19 protein-coding genes are annotated in these 24,402 nt (G+C 71.7%); 6 read left to right on the forward strand and 13 right to left on the reverse strand.

The window, feature by feature from the left end; genetic code table 11:
* The first annotated feature begins 26 nt into the window (after positions 1-26).
* On the forward strand, positions 27-488 hold the full coding sequence (locus FHU34_RS01120) for a hypothetical protein (protein WP_145778278.1): 462 nt from the start codon (positions 27-29) through the stop codon (positions 486-488).
* A gap of 7 nt (positions 489-495) precedes the next feature.
* Here FHU34_RS01120 and FHU34_RS01125 read toward each other — a convergent pair whose 3' ends face one another.
* On the reverse strand, positions 496-1,344 hold the full coding sequence (locus FHU34_RS01125) for a PASTA domain-containing protein (protein WP_145778279.1): 849 nt from the start codon (positions 1,342-1,344) through the stop codon (positions 496-498).
* Between the two features lie 133 nt (positions 1,345-1,477).
* On the reverse strand, positions 1,478-2,176 hold the full coding sequence (locus tag FHU34_RS01130; RefSeq protein ID WP_145778280.1) for a PASTA domain-containing protein: 699 nt from the start codon (positions 2,174-2,176) through the stop codon (positions 1,478-1,480).
* A gap of 122 nt (positions 2,177-2,298) precedes the next feature.
* On the opposite strand from FHU34_RS01130, the gene FHU34_RS01135 reads away from it, so the two are divergent.
* Positions 2,299-3,645: a hypothetical protein gene (locus FHU34_RS01135; protein ID WP_145778281.1), complete on the forward strand. Its 1,347-nt coding sequence runs from the start codon at positions 2,299-2,301 to the stop codon at positions 3,643-3,645.
* Positions 3,646-3,733: 88 nt separating this feature from the next.
* Here FHU34_RS01135 and FHU34_RS01140 read toward each other — a convergent pair whose 3' ends face one another.
* The gene (locus tag FHU34_RS01140; protein ID WP_145778282.1) at positions 3,734-5,212 is read right to left on the reverse strand and encodes a glutamate-cysteine ligase family protein; all 1,479 of its coding nucleotides are present in this window, start codon (positions 5,210-5,212) and stop codon (positions 3,734-3,736) included.
* Positions 5,213-5,485: 273 nt separating this feature from the next.
* Complete coding sequence (locus FHU34_RS01145; RefSeq protein ID WP_145778283.1) at positions 5,486-6,067, reverse strand: YceI family protein; 582 nt, start codon at positions 6,065-6,067, stop codon at positions 5,486-5,488.
* A 100-nt stretch (positions 6,068-6,167) separates the two neighbouring features.
* On the opposite strand from FHU34_RS01145, the gene FHU34_RS01150 reads away from it, so the two are divergent.
* Positions 6,168-6,674, forward strand: coding sequence for a MarR family winged helix-turn-helix transcriptional regulator (locus FHU34_RS01150; protein WP_145778284.1), 507 nt, complete (start codon positions 6,168-6,170; stop codon positions 6,672-6,674).
* 250 nt (positions 6,675-6,924) lie between these two features.
* On the opposite strand, the gene FHU34_RS01155 is transcribed toward FHU34_RS01150, so the two are convergent.
* The 3 genes from FHU34_RS01155 to FHU34_RS01165 form a co-directional block, all read right to left on the reverse strand.
* Entirely contained in the window at positions 6,925-9,573 is a 2,649-nt protein-coding gene (locus FHU34_RS01155) for an ATP-binding protein (protein WP_145778285.1), read from the reverse strand.
* A gap of 124 nt (positions 9,574-9,697) precedes the next feature.
* Entirely contained in the window at positions 9,698-10,846 is a 1,149-nt protein-coding gene (locus FHU34_RS01160) for an acyl-CoA dehydrogenase family protein (RefSeq protein ID WP_145778286.1), read from the reverse strand.
* Positions 10,847-10,918: 72 nt separating this feature from the next.
* Positions 10,919-12,451 (reverse strand): acyl-CoA carboxylase subunit beta, encoded by a 1,533-nt coding sequence (locus FHU34_RS01165; protein ID WP_145778287.1) that lies wholly within the window; start codon positions 12,449-12,451, stop codon positions 10,919-10,921.
* A 168-nt stretch (positions 12,452-12,619) separates the two neighbouring features.
* On the opposite strand from FHU34_RS01165, the gene FHU34_RS01170 reads away from it, so the two are divergent.
* The gene (locus tag FHU34_RS01170; RefSeq protein WP_145778288.1) at positions 12,620-13,195 is read left to right on the forward strand and encodes a snapalysin family zinc-dependent metalloprotease; all 576 of its coding nucleotides are present in this window, start codon (positions 12,620-12,622) and stop codon (positions 13,193-13,195) included.
* A gap of 55 nt (positions 13,196-13,250) precedes the next feature.
* Here FHU34_RS01170 and FHU34_RS01175 read toward each other — a convergent pair whose 3' ends face one another.
* The 5 genes from FHU34_RS01175 to FHU34_RS01195 all read right to left on the reverse strand — a co-directional run bounded on the left by FHU34_RS01175 (position 13,251) and on the right by FHU34_RS01195 (position 21,182).
* A complete protein-coding gene (locus tag FHU34_RS01175) occupies positions 13,251-14,171 on the reverse strand; it encodes a hydroxymethylglutaryl-CoA lyase (protein WP_145778289.1) in 921 nt (306 codons plus the stop codon).
* Positions 14,172-14,406: 235 nt separating this feature from the next.
* Positions 14,407-15,744 (reverse strand): acetyl-CoA carboxylase biotin carboxylase subunit, encoded by a 1,338-nt coding sequence (locus tag FHU34_RS01180; RefSeq protein WP_145778290.1) that lies wholly within the window; start codon positions 15,742-15,744, stop codon positions 14,407-14,409.
* 73 nt (positions 15,745-15,817) lie between these two features.
* On the reverse strand, positions 15,818-16,417 hold the full coding sequence (locus tag FHU34_RS01185) for a TetR/AcrR family transcriptional regulator (RefSeq protein ID WP_145778291.1): 600 nt from the start codon (positions 16,415-16,417) through the stop codon (positions 15,818-15,820).
* An 83-nt stretch (positions 16,418-16,500) separates the two neighbouring features.
* Positions 16,501-19,392 carry a hypothetical protein gene (locus FHU34_RS01190; RefSeq protein ID WP_145778292.1) on the reverse strand — a complete coding sequence of 964 codons (2,892 nt, stop codon included), beginning with the start codon at positions 19,390-19,392 and terminating at the stop codon, positions 16,501-16,503.
* Positions 19,389-21,182: an HSP90 family protein gene (locus tag FHU34_RS01195; RefSeq protein WP_145778293.1), complete on the reverse strand. Its 1,794-nt coding sequence runs from the start codon at positions 21,180-21,182 to the stop codon at positions 19,389-19,391. The genes FHU34_RS01190 and FHU34_RS01195 overlap by 4 nt, the downstream gene beginning before the upstream one ends.
* A 121-nt stretch (positions 21,183-21,303) precedes the next feature.
* On the opposite strand from FHU34_RS01195, the gene FHU34_RS01200 reads away from it, so the two are divergent.
* Positions 21,304-22,515 carry an MFS transporter gene (locus tag FHU34_RS01200; RefSeq protein WP_145778294.1) on the forward strand — a complete coding sequence of 404 codons (1,212 nt, stop codon included), beginning with the start codon at positions 21,304-21,306 and terminating at the stop codon, positions 22,513-22,515.
* A gap of 40 nt (positions 22,516-22,555) precedes the next feature.
* Here FHU34_RS01200 and FHU34_RS01205 read toward each other — a convergent pair whose 3' ends face one another.
* Positions 22,556-23,713 (reverse strand): FAD-dependent oxidoreductase, encoded by a 1,158-nt coding sequence (locus FHU34_RS01205; protein ID WP_145778295.1) that lies wholly within the window; start codon positions 23,711-23,713, stop codon positions 22,556-22,558.
* Between the two features lie 106 nt (positions 23,714-23,819).
* Here FHU34_RS01205 and FHU34_RS01210 point away from each other — a divergent pair, with 106 nt between their 5' ends.
* A complete protein-coding gene (locus FHU34_RS01210; RefSeq protein ID WP_145778296.1) occupies positions 23,820-24,401 on the forward strand; it encodes a TetR/AcrR family transcriptional regulator in 582 nt (193 codons plus the stop codon).
* Position 24,402 lies beyond the last annotated feature (1 nt).

The raw sequence follows: 24,402 nt of genomic DNA on the forward strand, positions 1-24,402 counted from the left end.
CGCACGTCCAGGACCCTGACCCTGGGATGGTCATGGTCAATCAGCCCGCCCTCCGGCGGCCCCACCGCTCCCGTATCGCCTACGCATTCGGACTACTGGCCCTCCTCGGGGCGATGGCCACAGCGCTGGTCCTCCTCCGAGACCCGGCGATGTCGTCCACCCGGCTGACCGCGCCGGTGCCCGCACCGGAGATCACCGTGGTCGACGCCGACCCTTCGTCGGACGAAGATCCATCGGTGTACGACGAACCCGGCTGGATCGGCGCCGACGCTCCCGCCGACCACGCCAAGGCCGCCGATCCGACCGGGCCGGTGGCCGGCCACGGCGCCGGCGGCCAGTCCGACGGCCGTCAGGAGCTGACCGAGGCGGCTCCGGCCGGGCACACCGCCACCGACGTCCGTCGGTCCCTGTTCTGGTCCGGGATCTTCGGTCTCACGATCTCGCTGGCTGGCCTCGGCATGGTCGGTACCCGCCGCCGAATGTGGTGACCACCGGTCACGGCGTGCTCGTCACCGTGGGGGTCGGCGTGGTCGGGCTCGCCCCGGTGGAGGGCCGGGCCTGGGACACCACCAGCAGCACCTCGTCGTCGGTCGGCACCGGCGTGCCCGCCTCCGGTTCGGTGCCCACCACGGTGCCCGGCGGCAGTTCCGACGGGCGGTACACCACGCGGTAGGCGAGGCCGAGCCGGTTCAACAACCCCTCGGCGGTGGCCTGCGGCAGGCCGGCGAGCGGTGGCACCGGCACCTCGTCCGGTGCCGTCGTGGTCGGCGAGCTGCTCGGCGACTCGCTGGTCGGTGCCGCCGAGGTCGGGGACTCGGTGGTCGGCGCGGCACTTGTCGCACTGGCCGGCGGGAGCGAGGGGGTAGGCCCCGGGTCGTCACGGTCGTCGTCCTGGTTGGCGAGCACCAACCAGAGCGCTCCGCCGAGGAGACCGGCGAGCAGCAGCCCGAGCACACCCCAGAGAATCGGCAGCCACCAGCGTCGGCCGCCCTGTTCCTCGACGTACCAGTCAGCGGCGTCGGTCGGTCGGGACGGGCGGACCTCGGCCCGCCCGGACCACGACGGCGGTATCTGCGCCGTGCGGTCGGCGGGCGTGCCGGTGGACCGATCGATAGGCATGGTCTCGTCGGGTGACGGATCGGGACGCGCCGGGACGGTTCGGTCGAGAGGTGCCGTCTCGTCGGGCGACGGATCAGGACGGCGGTCGATGGGTGCCGTCTCGTCCGCACCTGCTGTGGGTCGGGTCGGTGGCGATGACTCCGGCCGGTCGGCGGTCGGTGGCAGGGCTCGGGTCCGGTCGTCGTCGTTCTCGTCGGCGGGAGGCTCCTGGCGGTCGTTGCTCATCGCACGTCCCTTCCCCGAACCGGACGGGCGTCATGGCCCTCGACCGTCAACCTAGTCGCCCACGGCGCCATCGGCGGGGATCAGCGTGCCGAGCCGCGCCGGAGCCGGCGCGCCGATCGGTGCGGGAAACAGCTCAGGGGGTGGGTTTGGTGGTCGGCTGTTCGACGCCGTCCGTCCCACACCAGATGCTGACCTCGTCGTTCCATCGGGCAGCGCCGTCCTCGGCCGGCTCCTGCCGAATGACCTTTCCGCTGCGCCCACTGGCATAACGCGGGTAGAGGCCCTTTTCGATCAACTCGTTGACGGCCTTGTCGCAGTTGTCCCCGACCACGTCCGGAACCTCGGCTGCCGGCGCTGGCCCCGCAACCTGAAGTTGCACTGTCGTACCCCGGGTGACCTCGGTGCCCACCGCCGGCGACGTGTTCTCGACCGTACGGCCGGTGCCGCCGCCGAAGACCAACCGCCAGCCCAGCCGCTGCTTTCGCAACAGGTCCCGGGCCTCGACGAAGTCGGTACCGATCACCGGCGGCACGGTCAGGCCGGTCCCCTTGGTCGCGCTGGCGGAGGTCCGGACGGCCGACGGTGTGGCCCGCCCGGTGCTCGGCCGGGGCGCGGTGGCCCGACCGGTCGGCGAACCACTCAGGCTCGCGACGGCGAGGGGATCCTCCGAGGACGTGCCGCCGTCGCCGGCCAGCAGCCAACCACCTGTCGCGCCGACCGCAGCGAGCAGCACAGCGGCCAACCCGCCACCCAGCAACACGCTGGCCCGGCCCGCGCCGGCACCACCCTGACCACCGACGGCATCCTGCCGGCCCGTGTTCGTGTCCGTCATACCGCCCACCGCCTCATCACCGGCGACCGTACCGTCCGTCGCCCAACCTGTTGCGCCAGCCGTCCGCACCGGCGGGTCGTTGCGACTCGCCGCGCCGACGACGGGACGTTACGCTGCCCGGCATGGCCAGACAGGGCTGGGGAGTATCGATCGTCACGGCGATCGGGATCGCTGCCGGCGCGGGCGCCGCACAACTGGGCTTCGGCTACGGGCTCGGCGTCATCGCCTGGACACCCACCGAGGCCGGGGCCACCGACACAGCCTGGGCCGACGGCCTCGCCTGGGCCACCTGGCTCGCTGCCAGCTCGACGGTCCTCGGCGCGGTCTGCGCGCAGCGACTGCACCACCGCAGCGCACCGAAGCCGGCAGAGCCGGACTCTTCCGACTCGGCGCCGACGGCGACCACCGAGGCAGACATGCCCCCATCCGCGCCCGACAGCACCGGCCCGGAGACCGCGCAGGTGCCCCTACCAGTCGAGCGTGGCGGTCTGCTGCACCGGGTGGCACTCGCGCTCGGCGCCGGAATCGGCGGCCTGGTGACGGTGCTGCTGATCGCCGTACCCGCACGGGTGGCCACCGGCGCGGACACCGGCACACCGCAACGGACCGCCGCCGTCCAGGCGACGCTGGGCATCCTGCTGGGCGTGGTCGTCGCGATCTGGGCGCTGCGCTCCCGGGCGGCCGCTGTCAACGTGACCGCGACGGCCGCCTGGCTCTGGCTGCTCGCGGTGGTATCGGTGATCGACGGGGTACGCGTCGGACGCGGGCTGACCGGTGCGCAACTGGGCACCTGGCAACTCGACCCGGACCACTCGCACTACTGGATCGGCGGCCAGCTCTACTGGCCCGGCGCGCTGCTGGCACTCGTACCCGCGCTGCTGATCGGCGTGTTGGCCGCCCGGCGGGCAGCGCGTTCGACCGGACACCGGGTCGACGCTGCGGCCTCCGGCGCTGCCGGGCCGGTGCTCGTCGCGCTCGCCTACCTGACCACACTGCCGCACTGGTCGACGCTGGGCCCCGCGCAGCTGTCCACCCAACTGGTCGCCCCGTACGCGGTGATCGCCGGTGTCGCCGGCTCGGTGCTGGCCGCCCTTCTCGCGGAGCGAGCCGACCGGAACCGGACCACCCAGCTCGGGTCGACTGCGCCGGCGACGGCCGCCGACTCGACAGCGACCGTTGCGTCCAAGCCGACGACCCCTGCCACCATCGGCGGGCCGAACCCAACCCCTGCGACGGCGGAAACGGACCCGGAGCCGCCGGTCTCCGGTAAGTCGAACGGCACCCCGGGCCGCCGTCGCAGGGCCGGGGCGGCCGGGGCGGGTCCCGCACCCGATGAGGACGCTCTGCCCAGAGTGCCCGCACCCCGGACGGACCCGGACCCCACCGGGCCAGCCGACGAGGACCCGACACCAACCATCCGCCGCCCCACCCGCGCAACCCGCCGCCCCACCCACCCCACCACGGACTGAATCCAGCCCACCCTCGTTGATCATGAAGTTATTGCCATCCCGTCCGGCGTGTCGGGGCAATAACTTCATGATCAACGAGGGTGGGGGGTTAGTTGACCGGCCAGGTGTGGACGGGTTCGTTGGAGCGCTGGAGTTCCGCGTAGCGCTGGACCATGTGGTGCAGCGCGGCCTTCCGGTCCATGCCGTGCTGCCGCTCCGCCGCCCAGACCGCCTCGGTCTGCCAGACGGCGCCGTTGCGGCCGGTCCGGCAGCGCTGCTCGATGATGCCGAGCAACCGGTCCCGTTGGGCCGCCGCGACACCGAACCCGTCCAGGCCGGCCGCCGCGGTGGGCAGCAACTGCTCCAGCACCAGCTTGGTGACCGGCACGTCACCGAGCCCGGGCCAGTGCAGAACGGCGTCGAGGCCACGTCGGGCGGCGGCGTGGAAGTTCTCCTCGGCGGAGCTGAAGGTGAGTTGGCTCCAGATCGGACGGTCCGCCTCGGCCAGACCGCGCGCCAAACCGAAGTAGAAGGCCGCGTTGGCGAGCATGTCCACCACCGTCGGGCCGGCCGGCAGCACCCGGTTCTCGACCCGCAGGTGCGGGCGGTCGTTCATGATGTCGTAGACCGGGCGGTTCCACCGGTAGACAGTGCCGTTGTGCAGCCGCAACTCCCCGAGTTTCGGTACGCCGCCGGCGTGCAGCACCTCCACCGGGTCCTCGTCCTCGCAGATCGGCAGCAACGGCGGAAAGTACCGCACGTTCTCCTCGAACAAATCGAAGATCGAGGTGATCCATCGCTCGCCGAACCACACCCGCGGGCGTACCCCCTGGGCCTTGAGCTCGTCGGGACGAGTGTCGGTGGCCTGCTGGAACAGGGCGATCCGGGTTTCCGCCCAGAGTTGGCGGCCGTACAGGAAGGGGCTGTTCGCTCCGACCGCCACCTGCACACCGGCAATGGCCTGGGAGGCGTTCCAGTAGTCGGCGAAGCTGTCGGGTGCCACCTGGAGGTGGAACTGGAGGCTGGTGCAGGCGGCCTCGGGGGCGATCGAGTCGGTGTGCGTCCGCAGTTGCTCGACGCCACGGATGTCCAGTTCGATGTCCTCGCCGCGGGCGCCGACGATCTGGTCGTTGAGCACCCGGTAGCGCTCGTTGGTGGAGAGATTGTCCTCGACCAGGTGCCCCTCGGTGAGGGTGGGCAGGATGCCGACCAGGACGATCTTCGCGTCGGACCGGGCCGCGCGTTCGTCGGCCCGGGACAGGCTGCCGCGCAGGTCACGTTCGTAGTCGGCGAAGCCGGCGCCCTCGATGAGCCGGGGCTCGGCGTTGAGTTCGAGGTTGAACTGCCCCAGCTCTGTCTGGAAGAGCGGATCGGCGATGTCGGCGAGGATCTCCTCGTTGCGCATCGCCGGTTCGGCCGTCGAGTCGACCAGGTTGAGTTCGATCTCCAGGCCGGTCATCGGCCGGTCGGCGTCGAACCCGAAGTCGTCGAGCATGAGGGCGAAGACGTCGAGGCACCGCCGCACCTTCTGCCGGTATCGGACGCGATCATCCCGGGTGAAGGCGCCCTGTGAGACGTCCCTGCCCATGTGTCCTCCCGACAGCCGGCGCGGTCGGGATCCTGCCGTCCCGGAAAGCGCATTGTGAACCATCAACGGTAAGAGCGCCCACCTGACCGGGGCCAGAGGCCGACGGCGGTGATCCAACCTCGACCCGAGCGGACGGCTCTCGTGGCGCCATCTGTACCCCGTGGTCGGCCGACACGACCCGATGGCGGTGCGAACAACTCGTGACAATTACCACGACGCAGGGCCCGCGCCGACGTGCGGCGCGGGCCCTGCGTACCGGTGATCCGGGAGGGATCAGGCCTGACGGACGGCCTCACCCTCGATCTCGATCTTGATCTTGCGGCTGACCAGCACGCCCCCGGTCTCCAGGGCGACGTTCCAGGTCAGGCCGAACTCCTCGCGGTCGATCTCGGTGCTCGCGGAGAAGCCGAAGATGTCCTGGCCGAACGGGCTGCGGCCGACACCCTCGAACTCCACCTCCAGCTCGACCGGGCGGGTGACGTCCTTGATGGTCAGCTCGCCGGCGAGCACGAACTCGTTGCCGTTACGGGACTTGACCCCGGTGCTGCGGAACTCGAGGGTCGGGAACTTGTCGGAGTCCAGGAACTCGGGGCTGCGCAGGTGGGCGTCCCGGTCGGCCTGCGTGGTGTCGATGCTGGCGGCCTGGATGGTCGCGACGACCGACGACTGCAGCGGGTCCTCCGCGACGGTGATGGTGGCGGTCGCCTCGTTGAACTCACCGCGGACCTTGCTCACCATCATGTGCCGGGCAACGAAGCCGACCCGCTTGTGCGCCACGTCCAGCGCGTAGGTGCCGGCCGTCGGGATGGTGAGGCCGTCCCAGTCGCGGGTAACCGCATCGATGCTGCTGGTCATGCTGCTGTCCTCCAGGAGAATTGTTTAGTAGCCCAACGACTGCTTGAGCAACTATAACCGTAACAACATTCCCTGTGTCAAGTACTGCTAGGATGAACGCGTGACCAACGTCTTCGACGATCCCCGGATCACCGCCGTCGGCCTGCTCTTCGAGGCACACGCCGGGCTGTCCGCCCGGTTCAACGCCCAACTCGAGGAGCACGGCCTCTCCGCGGTCGAGTTCGAGGTCATCACCCGACTGGCCCGCTCGCCGGGCAACCAGCTACGCATGACCGACCTCGCCGCGCAGACCTCACTGTCGACCAGCGGGGTGACCCGCGTGGTGGACCGGATGGAACGTGACGGCCTCCTCACCCGTCGGGCCTGCCCGAACGACCGGCGCAGCTCGTACGCGGTCGTCACCGCCGCAGGGATGCAGCGCCTGAACGAGACGCTGCCCGGTCACCTGCAGATGATCGAGCAGTGGTTCACCGGCCAGCTCGACCCCGAGGCGTTGACCGCCCTCCTCGACGGGCTGCGGCGGGTCCGCGACGCCGCGCATCCGTGCGCCACCGCCGGCAGCGACGACACCACCTTCGCGCAGGAGACCGCTACCAATCAACCCTGAGAGCACCCCGGGCGGCGGGGTGCCCGCACCGGCAGAAAGACCGGCAGAACTGACCCCACCAAGCTGGATGATTCGGGCCAAGTCGACTTTCTGCCGTTGTGGCGGTGGCAGGCTTCCAGCACCGGGGATCAACCGGGGGGTGACGGCGCGGGCGATCAGCGAGGGGTAGCACCAAGGGGGCTCTTCGCCCGCGCCACTCTCCCGTCGCCCGGTGGTCGTCGACTGCGCTAGGAGCATCCGCCCAGGGCCGCTACGGGGCCGCCGGTCCGTCCCGGTCGGCGGTCAACGCGTAGAGCAGTCCCGACTCGTGGGGCAGCAGCGCGATACCGCTCTCCCGACACGCCTGGTCGAGCCGATCGAGGACTGCCGGGTCAGCGGTGCTCGCGGCCAGCCCCACCAGCGCCTCCACCACGTCCCGCCGATCCTGGCCCGCCTCGGCAGCGGCGGCGAACCACTCGGCAGCCAACTCCCGGTCACCCCTGTGCAACGCCAGATTGCCCTCGATCAGCGCGCAGAGACCCACATCCGGCCCGTCCCCGGACAGCGCCATGTCATCGGAGCGCTGGCGTGGCACGGCCCACCCAGCTGGTGCTCGCACCGATCCCGCCGCCGCAGCCTCGGCCATCCCCGCGCGTAACTCGGCGAGCACTCTGGTCGCCTCCACGGCACGCCCGTCCTGGGCCAGTGCCAGCCCGACAGTCCCGAGCGTTCGGCGTCGGCGCCCCTGGTCACCCAGCTCGGACAACGCCGCCATCGCCCGCCGACCACGGTCGACGGCGTCGGCGTACCAACCCTCCAGGCGGGCGATCTCGGCTCGGCTGGCCCAGACCAGCACCCGCAGCCGCTGCTCCCCGCTCTCGGCGGCGAGTCGGTCCGCCGCGGCGAGCCGGCGTCGGGCCGCAGCCAGGTCACCGGTCCGGATCTCGTGCCAGGCGAGGCTGTTCTGGGCCACCGCCAGGTCCCGGGCCCGCCCGTCACGGGCCGCCAGCCGCAGCACCACCTCGGCCTGCTCGCGCGCGTCGTCCTGTCGGCCGACGGCGATCAACAGTGTGCCGAGCACGTTCCGCGCCTCCAGCTCACCTGTGACATCGCCGGCCTGCCGGAAGGTCTCCAACGCCGCACGCGCCGTCGGCAGCTCCTCGGCACCCGCACCGTGTTCGGCCGCGAGGCGGGCGACCCCGAGGGCGGCCCAGGCCCGCAGGATCGGGTCGGCATCGGCGGTACGCGGGTCCGCCAGCAGGCGGTGCAACCACTGCCGCCCGATGACATCGCGCCCACGGAACCGCCACCAACGGGTCAGGCAGGCCGCCAGCCGCAGCGCCGTCAACGGGTCGTCGGTGGCCGCGTGGGCCAGCGACGAGCTGATGTCACTGGTCATCTCGTCCAGCCGGTGCACCGCGTCGGACGAACGCGGACCAACGAGGTCGACAGCGGTCCGCGCCACCAACCGTGCGATCACCTCCGCGTGTCGCCGCCGGATGCAGGTCAACTCGCCCTCGCCGGCCGCCTGCTCGACGGCGTACTCGCGGACCGCGTCGAGAAGCCGGAACCGGAACGAACCGGTGCCGCGTACGCTCAGCAGCCCCAGCTCGACGAACCGGTCCAGCCGGGGGACGGGATCGATCGCCACCGTCCCGTCCTGGTCGGCCTCGTCGGCGAGCATCTCCTCGGCCAACTCCACCGACCAGCGGTTGCCGAACACGGCGAGCTGCCGCAGCGCCGCCCGCTCGTCCGGTGCCAGCAGCCGGTAGCTGGTCGCCACCGCCTCGCGCAGGGTGACCGTTGTCGCCGCAGCAGGGGTGGTCGACCGTCGGGTGAGCACGTCCGGCGCGTCCCAACCGGGGTGGACCGTGGCGTCGGCGGGGGCGGCCAGGTCGAGCACCCGATCGCCGTACCGGTCCAGCAGTTCGGTGAGATCGAGGAGCCGCCCCCGGGCAGCCATCAGCTCGATGGCGAGCGGCAGCCCACCCAGGCGGCGAACCAGCGCGGCAAGCGCGGGCAACTCGTCGGGGGTGGGTGTCTCCCGGCGGACCTGGGCGAGCCGGGCGGTGAACAATGCCACCGCCGGCCACGTTTCGAGCGTGGCCAGTCCGGTGTGTGCGACGTCCGAGGGGGGCACGTCGAGCGGCGCGACCGGCCAGACCCGCTCGCCGGGTAGGCCAACCGGGTGCCGACCGGTGACCAGCACCCGCAGCGACGGCAGAGCCGCGGTCAGCCGGTGCACCGTCGCGGCGACCGGACCCGGGGCGCGTTCCACCGCGTCCATCACCAGCAGGACCGGTCGGCCGGCGAGCTGTGCCACGAGTTCCGTCGGCCGCGCCGCGCCGAGCACGGCCATCGAGGCGGCGAGTACGTCCGGACCGTCCGAGCCTTCGCCGATCAGCACCCCGGCCACTCCGGCCGGGTGGGCTGGGGCCACCACGTGCGCCACCGACGTCGCCAGGGCGGTCTTGCCGACGCCGGCCAGCCCGACCAGGCTCACCAGCCGGGGCCCACGCTCCACGGTCAGCATGGCGGTCAGCTCGGTGATGTCGCGGTCCCGCCCGATCAGCGCGACCGGAGGCGGGAGGCTGACCGGCCGGTCGGAGGACGGGACAGCGATCGCCGTCGAGGTGGTGTCCGGCCGGGTTGGTTCGGTGCCGGAGCCGCGGGCCGCAGCCAGGAACGCCGCCCGATCGGCGCCGGCCAACGCCAACGCCGCGGCGAGCAGGTCCACAGTGGTGCGCTGCGGCCGGACCGCCCGACCACGTTCCAGATCACGCACCGTCCGCACGCCCACCCCGGCCCGGGACGCCAGCTCGGCCTGGGTCAGGCCGGCGGCGCGTCGATGCTCGCGGAGCAGCTCCGGCAGTGGGGTACGGCCAGCCGGGCTCCGTGACCCATCGTGATCCGGAGTCATGGGCACGAAGAGTACGGATCGACTCCGACGGTTGGCAGTCGAACGTCGGGCTATTGACGCCCACCCGCCGAAATCCGACAGCCGTACGGCCAGCCCGTCCGGTACGGACGGCGGGTGGAACCGTTCAGAGGCCCAGGTCCCGAGCGATGATCATCCGCTGCACCTCGCTGGTGCCCTCGCCGATCTCCAGGATCTTGGAGTCCCGCCAGAAGCGGGCCACCGGGTACTCGTTCATGAAGCCGTACCCGCCGTGGATCTGGGTCGCTTCCCGGGCGTTGTCGACAGCGATCGTGCTGGCGTGCAGCTTGGCGATGGCCGCCTGCCGCTTGAACGGCTCGCCGGCCAGCATCCGGGCGGCGGCATCGTAGTAGGCCAGCCGGGCGGTGTGCGCCTTCAGCTCCATGTCCGCGATCTTGAACTGGATCGCCTGGTTGGCGCCGATCGGCTGACCGAAGGCGTGCCGTTCCTTCGCGTACTTGATCGACTCGTCGACACAGCCCTGGGCGAGGCCGACGGCCAACGCGGCGATGGCGATCCGACCCTCGTCGAGGATCCGCAGGAACTGCGCGAAACCCCGACCCCGCGCGCCGAGCAGGTTCGCCGCCGGTACGCGGCAGTCGTCGAAGGTCAGCTCGTGGGTGTCCGAGGCGGTCCATCCCACCTTGGAGTAGCCCGGCGCGACGGTGAACCCGGGCGTGCCGGTCGGCACGATGATCGTCGACAACTCCTTGGAGCCGTCCGGGTTCGTGCCGGTCACCGCCGTGACGGTCACCATGGCCGTGATGTCGGTGCCCGAGTTGGTGATGAACGCCTTCGACCCGTTGATCACCCACTCGTCGCCGTCCAACACCGCGCGGGTCTGGGTGCCGGCGGCGTCCGAGCCGGTGCCCGGCTCGGTGAGCCCGAAGCCGGCCAACGCCTCGCCGCTGAGCAGCTTGGGCAGCCAGGTCGCCTTCTGCTCCTCGGTGCCGAAGCGGTAGATCGGCATCGCGCCCAACGAGACCGCCGCCTCCAGCGTGATGGCCACGCTGGAGTCGACCCGCGCCAACTCCTCCAACGCCAGGCAGAGCGCGAAGTAGTCGCCGCCCATCCCACCGTGCTCCTCGGCGAAGGGCAGGCCGAACAGGCCCATCTTGCCCATCTGCCGGATCACCTCGTACGGAAAGGTGTGCTGCTCGTAGTGCTCGGCGATGACCGGGGCGACCACCTCGCGTGCGAAGTCCCGCACACTCTCCCGCAGCGCCGTTTGTTCGTCGGTGAGCCGGAAGTCCATCTCATCCTCCTGTGGGGACGGTCCGCCGGCGCTCGTGACGCCGGGACGGGTCGCTGTGCGGGCGGTCGAGGATCAGACCGGGGTCACGCCGTGCCGGCGTCGGGAGAAGTGCCGGTCCTTCGTACGCGCCGCCGCGAAGCGACGGACCAGCTCGGTACGCAGGTCGTGCGGCTCGACGATGGCGTCCACCACCAGCTCGCTGGCGAGCCGGACCACGTCGATGTCCTGCTCGTACTCGGCTCGCTTGGCGGCCACGAAGGCAGTCCGTTCGGCCTCGTCCTCGATGGCGGCGATCTTGTTGGCGTAGACGGCGTTCACGGCGGCCTCGGCCCCCATCACCGCGATCTTCGCGGTCGGCAGGGCGATCGTGGCATCCGGCTCGAACCCGGGGCCGGCCATCGCGTAGAGGCCCGCGCCGTACGCCTTGCGGACCACCACGCAGATCTTCGGGACCGTCGCCTCGGAGATCGCGGTGATCATCTTTGCGCCGTGCCGGATGATGCCCTGCTTCTCCACGGCGCTGCCGACCATGAAGCCGGGTACGTCGCTGAGGAACAGCAGCGGCACGTTGAACGCGTCGCAGAGCTGCACGAACCGGGTCGCCTTGTCGGCCGAGTCGACGAAGAGCACGCCGCCCTTGAACATCGAGTTGTTGCCGACCACGCCGACGACCTGCCCGTCGAGGCGGCCGAAGCCGACGGTCAGCTCCTTGGCCCAGAGGGCCTGGATCTCGAAGAACGAACCCTCGTCGAGCAGGCCCTTGGCGTACCGCCGCATGTCGAACGCCTGCCGCTCGCTGGCCGGCACCAGCGCGGCCAGGTCGACCTTCGCGGGCGCGGCGACGGCCGGCGCGGCCGGCGGCGTCTGGGTCCAGTTCGCCGGGAGGTACGACAGATAGGTCTTCACCACGTCGAGCGCGTCGGCCTCGGTCTTGCAGAGGAAGTGCCCCACGCCGGATTCGGCGGTGTGCACCTTCGCCCCGCCCATCGCCTCCAGTGTGGTCTTCTCGCCGGTGACCATCTCGACCATCCGGTCGGAGCCGAGATACATGCTCGCGTTGCCGTCGACCAGGGCCACGACGTCGCAGAACGCCGGAATGTACGCCCCACCGGCGGCGCTCGGGCCGAACAGCGCGCACACCTGCGGGATCGAACCCGAGGCGCGCACCTGGTTCCAGAAGATCTTGCCGGCGCCGCGGCGGCCGGGGAAGAGGTCGACCTGGTCGGTGATCCGCGCGCCGGCCGAGTCGACCAGGTAGACCATCGGCACGCCGGCGCCGTACGCCCGCTCGATGATCCGGATGATCTTTTCGACGGTGCGGGCGCCCCAGCTGCCGGCCTTGACGGTGGAGTCGTTGGCCATCAGGCAGACCTGTCGGCCGTCGATCGTGGCGGTGCCGGTGACCACCCCGTCGGCGGGTAACCCTTCGGCCATCGAGTTCGCGTAGAGGCCGTCCTCGACGAACGAACCCTCGTCGACCAGGAGCGCGACCCGCTCACGGGCGAAGAGCTTGCCCTTGGCCGCGTTGGCCGCGTGGTACTTGTCCGCGCCGCCGGACCGGGCCCGCTTGCGCAGCTGCTCCAGTGCCTCACCGTCGAGCGTCACGCCGACTCCCTCGCCATACTGACCTGAACGATCGTTAGGCTAGCGCATCGGCGTGGTTGTCGGCGACCTACGAGCGAACCAGACAGTTGGGCCGAGAGCAAGACATTGAAAAACGTAAATACATATCGCTAGGCTCCTGGCACCCCTCCTCCCAGATTGGAGTCAGCGATGACCTCACGACTCAATCGGCTCGCCGTCGCGGCGCTCGCGACGACACTCGCCACCCTCGGCGTCACGGTCGCCAACCCGTCGCCCGCGTCCGCCGCCATGACCATCTGCTACAACACCAGCCAGGCAGGCAGCTACGCCGGCACCGCCAACCAGGCCGCCTCGATCTGGAACAACGCCACAGTCAACCTGACGCTCTCCGCCAACTGCGGCTCCAACCTGCGGATCTACCAGATCACCGGCGGCGGCTCGTACGCCGTCCGGACCAGCCTCGGCAACGGCCGGGTCTACATCGACACCCAGCAGGCCGCGCAGTACAGCCCGCTTCGCATCATGACCCACGAGATCGGGCACATCCTCGGCCTGCCGGACAACTACAACGGCAACTGCTCGCTGCTGATGTCCGGTGGCAGCGCCGGCACCAGCTGCACCAACCCGTACCCGAGCAGCGCCGAGGCGAACCGGGTGAGCAACCTCTTCGCCGGTACCCGCATCGCCACCGAGCGCAGCGCCGACCGCGCCGAGGCGGACATCTTCCGCGACAGCTGGCCGAGCATGCTCACCCCGGTGGGCTGATCGACCTGGTACGTCGGAGGGGCCGGCCTCATGCCGGCCCCTCCCCGCGTCTCACTCAGCTCGGCATCGGGGTCAGTCGGGTCCGCGGACCAGCCCGCAGCACACCCGACGGCAACTTCTTGCCGAGCAGCTCCTCGGCCAGCTCCGCCGCCTCGATGAGGGCCGCCAGGTCGATGCCGGTGTCGATGCCCATGTCGTGCAGCATGTGCACGGCCTCCTCGGTCGCCAGGTTGCCGCTCGCCCCCGGCGCGTACGGGCAGCCGCCCAGGCCACCGACGCTGGCGTCGAACTCGGTCACCCCCAGCTCCAACGCGGTCAACAGGTTGGCCAGCGCCGTCCCCCGGGTGTTGTGGAAGTGCAGCAGCACCGGCACGTTCGCGTTCCGGTCGCGTACCGCGGTCAGCAGCTCACGGACCCGGCGTGGCGTGCCCATGCCGGTGGTGTCGCCGAACGCGACCCGGTCCGCGCCGTCCCGGACCACCCGGTCGACGATGCCGGCCACCCGCGCCGGGTCGACGTCTCCCTCGTACGGGCAGCCGAAGCTGGTCGCCACGATCACCTCCACCCGCGCGGACGCGCCGTGCAGCAGGTCGATCAGTTCGGCGATGTCGTCCAGCGACTCGTCGGTCGACCGGTTGACGTTGCGGCGGTTGTGCGTGTCGCTGGCGGAGACCACCACCTCGATCTCGGTGAACCCGGCGGCGAGGGCCCGCTGGGCGCCCCGGGTGTTCGGCACCAGCGCCGAGTACCGCACCCCGTCGGCCTTGGCCGCCCGCTGCCACACCTCGTCGGCGTCGGCCATCTGCGGGATCGCCTTCGGATGCACGAACGACACCGCCTCGATCCGGCGCACACCGGTGCCGGAGAGGGCGTCGAGCAGACGGACCTTGGCGTCGGTCGGGATCGGGTCCTCGTTCTGCAACCCGTCCCGTGGCCCGACCTCGCGGATCGAGACAAAATCTGGCAACTGGCTCATCGGTCACCTCGCTGTGACGTCGGATCGGGACGGCATGTCGGCCGCTTTGCTCTGCTGCCCTATGTGCGACGGCTACTTTCCGTCATCGGAAAGCCGCTGTCGCATATAGGTAAGCAGAGCAAAGGGCCCACCAACCAGTCTCGCCCGGCCGCCGGACCGCACCGCCAGCCGCACCGCCGGGCCGCACCGCCGGGCGACGGGCGACGGGCGACGGGCCGCCCGGCGGCCTGACGGTTTAGCGCATCCGGGAGACGATGCCCGTGTCGTAGGCGCCGGAGCGGAACTCCTCGTTGTCCAGCAGCTCGGCGAAGAAGGGCAGGTTGTTCTTCGGGCCGACGACCTGGAACCCGGCGACCGCTTCCTTCGCGCGTTCGAGCACCTCGTCGCGGGTCGCCCCGGTGATGATCAACTTGGCCAGCAGGCTGTCGTAGAACTGGGTGACGGTGTTGCCCTCGGTGTAGCCGGAGTCCACCCGGACACCGTCCCCCGCCGGCTCCACCCAGGTCCTGATCACGCCGGGGCCGGGAAAGAAGCGCTTCGGGTCCTCCGCGTTGATCCGCATCTCGATCGCGTGCCCGGCCGGCGTCAGGGCGTCCGGGTCGAACGTCGGCGCCAGCCCGGAGGCCACCCGCAACTGCTCCTCGACCAGGTCGATCCCGTAGACGTACTCAGTCACCGGGTGTTCCACCTGGAGCCGGGTGTTCATCTCCAGGAAGAAAAACTCCCCGGAGGCCGGGTCGAGCAGACACTCCACCGTGCCGGCGTTGCGGTAACTGACCGCCTCACCCGCGCGCACCGCCGCCGCCAGGAGGCGCGACCGCAGCTCCGGCGAGACCGCCGGGGAGGGCGACTCCTCGACCAGCTTCTGGTTGCGCCGCTGCACCGAGCACTCCCGCTCGCCGAGCGCCACCACCCGACCGTCGGCCAGGCCGAGGATCTGCACCTCGACGTGGCGCACCCGGGGGAAGTACCGCTCGATCAACACCGACCCGTCGCCGAACATCCGCTCGGCGAACACGCGCACCTTGTCGTACTCGGTGCGCAGCGCGGCCTCGTCGACGGCGACGCCCATGCCCATGCCGCCGCCACCGGCCGCGGCCTTGACCATCACCGGGTAGCCGATCTCGGCGGCGGCCGTCACCGCCGCGTCCAGGTCGGCTGCCGGGTCGGTGGTGCCCGGCGCGACCGGAACACCGGCCGCCGCCATCAGGTTCCGGGCATTGATCTTGTCGCCCATCGCGGTGATCGCATCCGCGTCGGGGCCGACCCAGATCAGGCCGCCGGCCTCGACGGTACGGGCGAACTCGGCGTTCTCCGACAGGAATCCGTAGCCGGGGTGGATGGCCTGCGCACCTGTCGCCTTCGCGGCGGCGAGGATCGCCTCGGTGTTGCGGTAGCTCAGCGCCGGGTTCGCCGGGCCGATGAGGACCGCCTCGTCCGCCTCCGCCACGAACGGCAGGTCGGCGTCGGCCTCCGAGTGAACCGCGATGGCGCGGATGCCGAGCCGCTTGGCGGTCCGGATGATCCGGCGGGCGATCTCACCCCGATTGGCTACCAGCAGTGACTCGATCATGTTTCCTCCCGGCGTCCGGATGGTGGGACGGTGGTTAGGGAATCATGACCGACGAACCTCTGACGAGTCGGGCTCAGGCGAGCAACGCGGCAAGTGTCGCGCCGCGCAGCAGCTCGGCCCGGCGACGCCGGTCCACCTCACCGCCCAGGAACGGAGTCGAGTTCATCAACCCGAACGCGGCGTGCGCAAGCACCCGCGCCTCACCGTCGGGCATGCCCGGGTGCAGGGCGGTGAGCACTGTCACCCACTCCTCGACGTAGAGCCGTTGCAGGCGACGGATCCGTCGTCTCGGCTCCTCCGGCAGGCGGTCCAACTCGTGCAGGTGCAACGCGATCACGGCCGGGTTGGCCAGCGCGAACTCGACGTGGAAGTCGATCAGCGACTCCAGGACGCCGCGCGGGTCGTCCGGATGCCCGGCGGCGCGTTCCCGCCCGCCGGCCAGCAACCCTTCACTGACCGGGATCAGCGCGGCGGCCAGCATGGCCTCCTTGCCGGCGAAGTGGTGGTAGAGCGCCGGACCGGTGACCCCCGCCGCCGCGCCGATGTCGTCCATCGACACACCGTGATAGCCCCGCGCGGCGAACAGACCGACCGCGATCTCCAGGATCTCGTCCTTGCGGGACCTGCGCCGGCCCGCGCCCGCCGCACCCCGTGCCTGCTGCTCCACCGTCACCGGGCAAGCCTAGACCGCGATCTGGCCCCGGTGGGCCGCTGGTTGGCGAGCGGTTGAGCACACCTCGGCGCGGACCGCCGCGCTCAGTCGTCGTCCGGGTCGAGGTCGTGCTCCGTTCGCAGCGCGGCGGCCTCGGCGGGCCGGTCCAGCAGATCCAGGGCACGGGCCAGCAGCCAGGCCGTCTGGCGGACCGGTCGCGAGTCGGCCGGCAGCCCACCGAGAACCCGTCGCAGGAGCGGCTCCGCCTCCGCCGGACGGTCCAGTCGAAGCAGCAGCTCACCGACGAGGATCTCCACTTGGGCGGCCTCACCGAAAGCCTCGATCGACCGTAGCCGGTCGGGCACCCCGTCCAGCCGCGCCAACGCCTCGTCCGGCCGGTTCCCGGTCGTCAGCACCCGTGCCCCGACCTCGGCGACCATCGCCAGTTCGTACGTCACCGGTGGCTCCGACTGCCCGGCCAGCGTCACCGCCAGCGCGTCCGCCTGCTCGACGGCGCGAGTCGCCGCCGGCCGGTCGTCCGCCCAGAACCAGGCGTACGCCTCTCGCCGGCGCGCCCGCAACTCGTCCAGCGGCAGGTCGCCGAGCCGGTACGCGTCGGCGGCTGCGGCGAACCGCTCCGCGCCGGCCGCGTCCCGGTCCGCGTCGTAGAGGATGTCCCCGGCCTCCTCCAGCACCTGCGCCCGGTACGGGAGGTTGTCCGGACCATCCAGGTTGTCGGCCAACTGCTCCAGCAGGGTCAGCGCCGGTTTGATCTCGCCGAGCCCGGCGTACACGCCGGCCAGCAGGTGCCGGCACCGGTCCGCCTCGGCCTGGGCGCCGAGCCGGTCGAGACCGAGGACCGCCTCCTCGGCGACCTCGGCCGCCTCGCCGAGCCGACCCACCATCCGGTACGCGTTCGCCAACTCCCACCGCAGGAACGCGTCCCCCTCGGCGCCCCGCTCCACGCAGAGCGTCACCGCCTCGACGAAGTCGTCCACCGCGTCGGCGGCCCGGCCGGCCGCGAGCAACGCGCGGGCACGGGCAACGCGAGCGGGCAACTCCGCTTCCGTCGGCGCCGACGCCAGCGCCTCGTCGCAGGCGGCCACCGCTTCGGCCGGGTCGTCCACCGTCCGGGCGTACGCCAGGGAGGCCGCCGTGACCAGCTCGTCGACTCCCACGTCCCGGCCGATGCGGCGGGCCTCGGCAGCGGCGGTTCGCGCGTCGTCGAGACGATCCGACTGCTCCAACACGTGCGCGCGGTGCAGCGCGACCCGGGCCGCCAGGTACGGGTCACCACCCGCATCGGCGGGCACCCGGTCCAGCGCCGCGAGCGCCTCGGCCCAGCGTTCCTGCTGGAGCAGCGCCAACGCCACCCGGTGGTGGGCGGAGGCCCGCTGCCGGGCGTCGCCGTCCCGGTCGAGCACCTCCGCTGCCTTCCGGACCAAGGCCAACCCCTCGTCGGCGTCGTCGGACCGGGACAACAGCACGCCGAGCCGCCCCGCGACCACCTGGGCGGACAGCTCGTCGCCCTCCGTCAGGTAGAGGTCCAGAGCCGCTCGGTTCGACTCGATGGCGCCCGGCAGGTCGTCCTCGTCGCCGCGCTCGGCCGCCCGCAACGCCATCCGCTGCGCGACAGTACGCGGCGGCAGGTCGGCTGCGCCGAACCGCTCGTCGTAGGCGGCCAACGCCGCCCGGAACGTGACCGGGTCGTGCCGACCCCAGCTCTGCTCGGCGAGGTCCAGGAGCTCGTCCGGCCCGGCGTCGGCGGGCACTGTCGGTGCGGGTGCTTCGGGCTTGCCGGCGCGCGTCGCGTCGCCGGCCGCCACCGGGCGCCCCTCGCGGAGGGACGTGGTCGGCTCGTCCCCGCCCGTGAGTGGCCGGCGACGGCGGACGCTCGCGGACAGCGGCAGGTGCTCACCGCTCGGTCGCACAGCGAGCCGGCGGGCGATCCACTCCGACTGATGGGTGCTGCCGTTGCGGGCGTCGAAACGCTCCGCCAACTCGGTAGCGGTTCGCGTCAGCTCGTCGGCGAGCACCGACGCGGACACCTCGCCGGCCGGTCGGCCCTCGGCAGCGCGGCGGTACAGGGTCGCCTCACCACGCTCACCGGCCTGGCGCAGCGCTGCGGCGGCCGTCGCAGCGAAATGCATCGCGGCGGCCGGCGACGGTGCCCGGTCCAGCCAGTCCACGTGCCGTTCGACCAACTCGACCGCCCGCGCCTCGTTCCCGGTCAACGTGCAGAACTCGACGTGGTCGCCGATGTCCCACAGGTCGGCGAGGTTGCCGCGCAACCGGCGGTACGCCTCCCGGTGCGCGTCCCGCGCCGACTCGGCCCGCCCGGTCCGCAGGTACGGCAGGAGCAGCGCGGTGAGGATCGCCTGCGGTTGCTCGTTGCAGGTGAGCCGGCCAGCGAGCACCGGCTCGGACAGCGCCACCGCCTCCGCGTCCCGCCCGGTGTCGGCGAGGTAGTTCACCTGGCTCGTCGGGTCACAGCCGGCGCAGTCGGAGAGGTCGTCGCGCGGAGTGGTCTGCCAGAGCCGGTACCAGTGCGCGGCAGCCTCGGCGTCGCCCACGTGGTTGGCGACCCGGAACCGGTGCTTGTGGACGGTCTGCAAGCTGTGCCCGCCGGTCCGGTAGCGGCGTTCCATGTCGTCCAGCACCGCGTACGTGCGGTCGAGGGGCACCTCCGGGAAGTTCAGCAACCCGGTGACCATGTACTTGAAGTGCCACAGCAGGTTGTGCGCGTGACGCTGGTGATAGGGCTGCGGGTCACTGTCGAACTCGGACAGACACCAGGAGAACGTCACGAAGGACTTCGCCGGTTCGCCGCCGTAGATGTAACCGGTGGTGGCCTGCATCCGGGTGACGAAGGCCAGGTGCCGGTCGTCGGCGGCGTCCACCCGGCGCAGCAACTGCTCGAGCGCGGCGATCTGCCCAGCCCCGTACGGCATGTCGGAGATGCCGCGCAGCACCCGCCACAGATCCTCGTCGCTCATGCTCGCTCCTGTCCCGGTACGGCCCGGCCGAGCAGGCCGAGGAAGGAATCGTTCAGCAGCGCCGCGTCGGCAGCGCGGATCGGATGGTGGCCGAGTAGCAGCGCTTGGCCGTACAGCGCCTCGACGGCGAGCCCCACCAACTCCGGGTCGGCCAGCGCGGTGACCCGGCGGACCAACGGGTTGCGGTGGTTGAGCACCAACTGCGGGCGGTCCGGCGGCGCGGTGGCGGCGAGGGCGTCGAGGACCCCGCCCCACAGTTCGTCGGCCCGGTCGCGGCTAGCCGCCAGCTGGTCGTTGAACGCCGCCGACCTGCTGACCAGGTACAGCGCGGGCAGCGACACCGGCTCGTACGCCCGGATCACCACCTCGCAGCCGGACCGTTCGACGGCCCGCTGCGCGGAGGCGAGGAACGGCCGCAGCGCCAGCTCCGCCTGCGGGTCGAGCGCGTTGAACCGGGTGGTCAGGTCGCTCGGTTCCAGCCGTTCGATCAGCACCGAGCGGTCCACCGCCGGCAGCCGCTCGATCAGCTCGGTGTCGTACGTGTAGCCGCCGTTGACCACCGCCAGGTCCTGCGCGGCGGCCACCGCGGCGAGCTGCCGGAACTCGTCCAGGCTCGCCGCGTAGCGGAGCACGCCGTAGCGCTCCCGGAACTCGGCGAGGGTGAGCGTGCCGACGTTGGTGTCCATCGGCCACCACCTGTCGACCAGCTGGAGCATCTCGTCGTCGTGCAGCGCCAGTGCCTTCACGCCCAGGTGGTGCACCTGGAGGAACTCGGCCAGCCGGTGCGGGTCGTGCCGGGCCAGCCGGACCAGCCAGCCGCGTACCTGATCGCCGAGCGCCTCCCGGGTCGTGGTCAGCAGGGTGTCCTCGTAGAGGGCCTCCCGGCTGGCGGTGGGGCGCAGCTCGGTGGCGTCCACCACGCAGTGCGCGAAGAAGGCCCAGTCCGGCAGCAACCCGTCGGCGTGCTCGGTGAGCAGCATCCGCTTGAGGTAGACCCGGTGCCCAGCACGGGCCGCCGGGTTCACCGGGGTGGGCAGGATGAAGGCGACACCGGTGAGCCCGGCCTCCGGCACGCTCAGGGGCAGCACGTCGAACGGGTCGATGCCGAGCGTCTCCCGGGCGTACGCGACAAGCGCCGCCCGGTCGACCGGCGCGCCGGGGACGGTCGGCCAGGGCGGTACGCCGGTGGTGGTGACCACGTCGCCGACCCGGACGGTGACCGGCAGCAGTGACCCGAAGAGCCGGGCCAGGTCGGTGACGGTAGGGGTGGCGAACCACTGGTCGGCATCGCGGCGGGGCACCAGCGTGACGGTGGTACCCGGTTCGGCGCGGGAGGCTTCCGGTGGCGCCAGGCTCACCGCGTACCGGCCGTCGGCGTACCCGGTCCAGCGCACCGTGGGGTGGTCGCCGTTGCGGGTGAACACCTGGATCTCGTCGGCGACAAGAAAGCAGGAGAGCAGGCCGATGCCGAACTGGCCGAGGAACTCGTGCCGGGAGAAGCCGAGTTCGTCCCTCTTGGAGCTGCGGCCGATGGTGGCCAGCAACTCGTGCACCTGCGCCTCCGTCAGTCCGATGCCGGTGTCGTGCACCCGCAGCGTGCCGTCGCCGGTCATCTCCGGTGTCTCGATGCGGACCAGCGCCGGCGCGTCCGGCTCGGTCGAGCGCCGCGCGGTGATCGCGTCCACCGCGTTCTGCAGCAGCTCGCGCACGTAGACCCGCGGACTGCCGTAGAGATGGTGGCTGAGCAGATCGACCACGCCACGGAGGTCGACCTGGAAGGTGTGGTCCACGTGCGTTTCTCCCCCGGTCCCGAAATGCCGGCGCCCACCGTACCGATGATCACCGACACGCGCGTCCCCCTTTCGCCCGGCGGCTTGACCCTCGACCAGGTCGAACCAGCACGGTCGCCGGATGACCTCCACAGCTCTGGGCCGGGACTTCCGGTTGCTCTGGTCCGCCGCCGTCTCGTCGCGGTTCGGGGACGCGCTGCGTACCCCCGCACTGGCCCTGCTGGCCGCGACCGTGACCCGCGATCCGCGGATCATCGCGGCGGTCACCGTGGCGGGTCAGTTGCCACCGTTGCTCTTCGGCCTGCTCGGTGGCGTGTACGCGGACCGCTGGGACCGTCGTCGGACGATGGCAGTGGTCGACGGGGTACGCGCCGCCGTGGTGGCGGCACTAGCGGTGGCGGTCGCCCTCCATCGGGCCAGCGTCTTGGTGCTGCTGGTGGCGGCGTTCCTCCTCGCCGCGCTGGGCACTCTGTTCGACTCCGCCTCGTTCGCCCTGCTTCCCGCGCTGGTGCCACCGGATGCGTTGCCCCGGGCGAACGGTCGACTTCAGGCGGGTTCCGCGGTTGCCGGGGGTTTCCTCGGGGCGCCGGCCGCCGGTGTCCTCTTCGCCGTCGCACCGGCCCTTCCGTTCGCCCTCGACGCCGTCACCTTCGCCGTGGCCGCGCTGTTCGTGCTGGCCCTGACCCCAGCGCCCGTCGAGGGCACGCAGCCACGGTCCGGGGTACGGCGCGGATCGGTGTGGGGTGAGATCGTCGAAGGGCTGCGCTGGCTGTACGCGCACCGGACACTGTGGCGGGTCACGGTGCTCACCTCCGCGAGCAATCTGGCGATCAGCGGGATCATGGCGGTGCTGGTGCTCTACGCGCTGGACGTGTTGCGGGTGCCGCCGGCCGGGTACGGGCTGTTCGCCGCCGCCGCCATCGTCGGTGGCGTGGTCGGGGCGCTCGGGTCTGGTCGGCTGGCCGCCCGACTCGGCACGGTCCCGGCGCTGGGCGTGGTGCTCGCCGCGGAGACCGTGGCGTTGAGTGGGTTCGCGCTGGCCCGGCATCCGGTGCCGGGCGGCTTCGCGTTGGCCGTGTTCGCCGCCGGCACCGTGGTGTGGAACAGCCTGTGGGCGTCGTACGGGCAGCGGAACGTGCCGGCCGGGCTGCTCGGCCGGGTCGGGGCGGCCCAGCGGATGGTCGGTCTGCTCACCGCCCCGGTCGGCGCGGCGCTTGCCGGGCTGGCCGCCGCCGCATTCGGGACGGTGCCGGTGATGGGCGCGGCCGCGGGCGTGTTCGCGCTGGTCACCGTCGCAGCGTGGCGGGCACTGCGGCCGGTGTCGCCGGCTTAGCTCGACGGCCGATGTCGCCGGCTTAGCTCGACGGCCGGTCTCACCGGCTCAGCTCGGCCTCTGTCTCCCGGTGGGACAGCCCGGACAGACGCAGCGCGATCCGTCGACGGACCGGCGGCACCGCACCGATCAACCGGAGCAGCACGTCCCGGGCCGGCCGGCGGGCCGGGGAGACGGTGGCCAGCCGGGTCAGCCCGGCGGCGAAGCTCATCACGTCCTCGGCCATCGGCCGCTGCCGGGTGTTGTAGTCGTCGAGCAGCGTGTCCGGGCCACCGTCGAACACGTCCGCCAGCGCGGTGCCGAGGGCGACCGCGTCGCAGATCCCGAGGTTCATGCCCTGCCCACCGGCCGGGCTGTGCACGTGCCCGGCGTCTCCGGCCAGCAGCACCGACCCGGCTCGGAAGGTGTCGGCGATCCGGTGGTGGACCCGGAACCGGGAGCCCCAGAGCACCTCGGTCACCCGGTCGGGTCTCCGTGCCGGGCCGCGTTCGTCGAGCAGCGCCTGGAGGTACGCCCGGTCCGGTGCGGGCGGGGCGTCCGCCACGGCGGCGACCAGTCGGACCACCCCGTCCGGCAGCGGCGCCCAGATCAACGGGCCGGGTCGGGCGAGGAAGAGTGCCGCCTCGTCGCGCGGCAGAACGCTTCGCACCCGTACGTCGGCGAGTACGAAGGACTCCTCGTCGTTCGGGCCGGTGAAGCCGATGCCGGCCAACTGCCGCACGGTGCTGTGCAGGCCGTCCGCGCCGACGACGAACCGGGCGCGCAACGGCTCCCCGTCGACCTGCGCGAGCACCCCGTCGCCGGTGTCGGTGAGCCCGGTCAGTCGGCACTGTCGTCGCACCTGGACGCCGAGGTCGGCGAGCTGCCCGGCGAGCACCGCCTCGGTCACCGCCTGGGAGACCAGCAGCGCGTAGGGGTAGCGGGACGGCAGCTCGTGGAACGGCACCGTCAGCAGCACCCGGTCCCGGTCGCGCACTGTGAAACGCGGCGTCCGCACCGCCTGGGCGATCAACGGCGCCGCCGCGCCGATCCGGTCCAGCACCTCCAGGGTGTACGCGTGCACGACCGCCGCGCGGGACGTCGTGGGCGGCTCGGCCAGCTTGTCCAGCAGTGTCACGCCGACTCCGCGTCGAGCCAGCGTCAGGGCGGTGGCGAGACCGGTAGGGCCCGCGCCCACCACCAGAACGTCGGTGCTCATGGCCACCTCCAGATGATCATTGCCAACACATGTTGGCAAACACTTGTTGGCGACATTAGAACCCTGCTGATTGCGTGTCAACAGTTGTTGGCATACGGTCGTTGACATGACAGTGCCCGCTCCGCAGACCCAACCCCGCCGCTCGGACGCCACCCGGGCGGCGATCCTGCGAGCAGCCCGCGAACGATTCGCCGCAGACGGGTACGAGCGCGCCACGATCAGGGCCATCGCCGCCGACGCCCAGATCGACCCGTCGATGGTCATGCGCTACTACGGCAGCAAGGAGGGTCTCTTCGCGGCGGCGGCCGAGTTCGACCTACGCCTGCCCGACCTGACCCCCGTCCCGCCCGAGCAACTCGGCGAGACGCTCGTCCGGCACTTCCTCAGCCGGTGGGACGGCGACGAGACCCTCGTGGCGCTGCTGCGGGCCGCCAGCACCAACCCCGGCGCCGCCGAACGGATGCGCGACATCTTCGCCAACCAACTCACCACGGCGGTGGCCGCCTTCGGCACCGACCCGACGACAACAGCCCGCCGTGCGGGTCTGGTGGCCAGTCAGGTCCTCGGCCTCGCCTTCACCAGGTACGTCGTCCGCCTGCCGCCCATGGTGGACACGACACCGGAGGACCTGGTCTCCTGGATCGCGCCGACCCTCCAGCGCTACCTGACCGGAACACCGGGAAGCTGAC

The sequence above is a fragment of the Micromonospora taraxaci genome, assembly GCF_007830095.1.
Classification (GTDB): Bacteria; Actinomycetota; Actinomycetes; order Mycobacteriales; family Micromonosporaceae; genus Micromonospora; species Micromonospora taraxaci.

Excerpts from the sequence above, each read along its gene's own strand:
- FHU34_RS01120 (WP_145778278.1), top strand. The coding sequence starts at position 27 with ATGGTCATGGTCAATCAGCCCGCCCTCCGGCGGCCCCACCGCTCCCGT.
- FHU34_RS01125 (WP_145778279.1), bottom strand. The coding sequence starts at position 1,344 with ATGAGCAACGACCGCCAGGAGCCTCCCGCCGACGAGAACGACGACGAC.
- FHU34_RS01130 (WP_145778280.1), bottom strand. The coding sequence starts at position 2,176 with ATGACGGACACGAACACGGGCCGGCAGGATGCCGTCGGTGGTCAGGGT.
- FHU34_RS01135 (WP_145778281.1), top strand. The coding sequence starts at position 2,299 with ATGGCCAGACAGGGCTGGGGAGTATCGATCGTCACGGCGATCGGGATC.
- FHU34_RS01140 (WP_145778282.1), bottom strand. The coding sequence starts at position 5,212 with ATGGGCAGGGACGTCTCACAGGGCGCCTTCACCCGGGATGATCGCGTC.
- FHU34_RS01145 (WP_145778283.1), bottom strand. The coding sequence starts at position 6,067 with ATGACCAGCAGCATCGATGCGGTTACCCGCGACTGGGACGGCCTCACC.
- FHU34_RS01155 (WP_145778285.1), bottom strand. The coding sequence starts at position 9,573 with ATGACTCCGGATCACGATGGGTCACGGAGCCCGGCTGGCCGTACCCCA.
- FHU34_RS01160 (WP_145778286.1), bottom strand. The coding sequence starts at position 10,846 with ATGGACTTCCGGCTCACCGACGAACAAACGGCGCTGCGGGAGAGTGTG.
- FHU34_RS01170 (WP_145778288.1), top strand. The coding sequence starts at position 12,620 with ATGACCTCACGACTCAATCGGCTCGCCGTCGCGGCGCTCGCGACGACA.
- FHU34_RS01175 (WP_145778289.1), bottom strand. The coding sequence starts at position 14,171 with ATGAGCCAGTTGCCAGATTTTGTCTCGATCCGCGAGGTCGGGCCACGG.
- FHU34_RS01180 (WP_145778290.1), bottom strand. The coding sequence starts at position 15,744 with ATGATCGAGTCACTGCTGGTAGCCAATCGGGGTGAGATCGCCCGCCGG.
- FHU34_RS01190 (WP_145778292.1), bottom strand. The coding sequence starts at position 19,392 with ATGAGCGACGAGGATCTGTGGCGGGTGCTGCGCGGCATCTCCGACATG.
- FHU34_RS01200 (WP_145778294.1), top strand. The coding sequence starts at position 21,304 with ATGACCTCCACAGCTCTGGGCCGGGACTTCCGGTTGCTCTGGTCCGCC.
- FHU34_RS01205 (WP_145778295.1), bottom strand. The coding sequence starts at position 23,713 with ATGAGCACCGACGTTCTGGTGGTGGGCGCGGGCCCTACCGGTCTCGCC.
- FHU34_RS01210 (WP_145778296.1), top strand. The coding sequence starts at position 23,820 with ATGACAGTGCCCGCTCCGCAGACCCAACCCCGCCGCTCGGACGCCACC.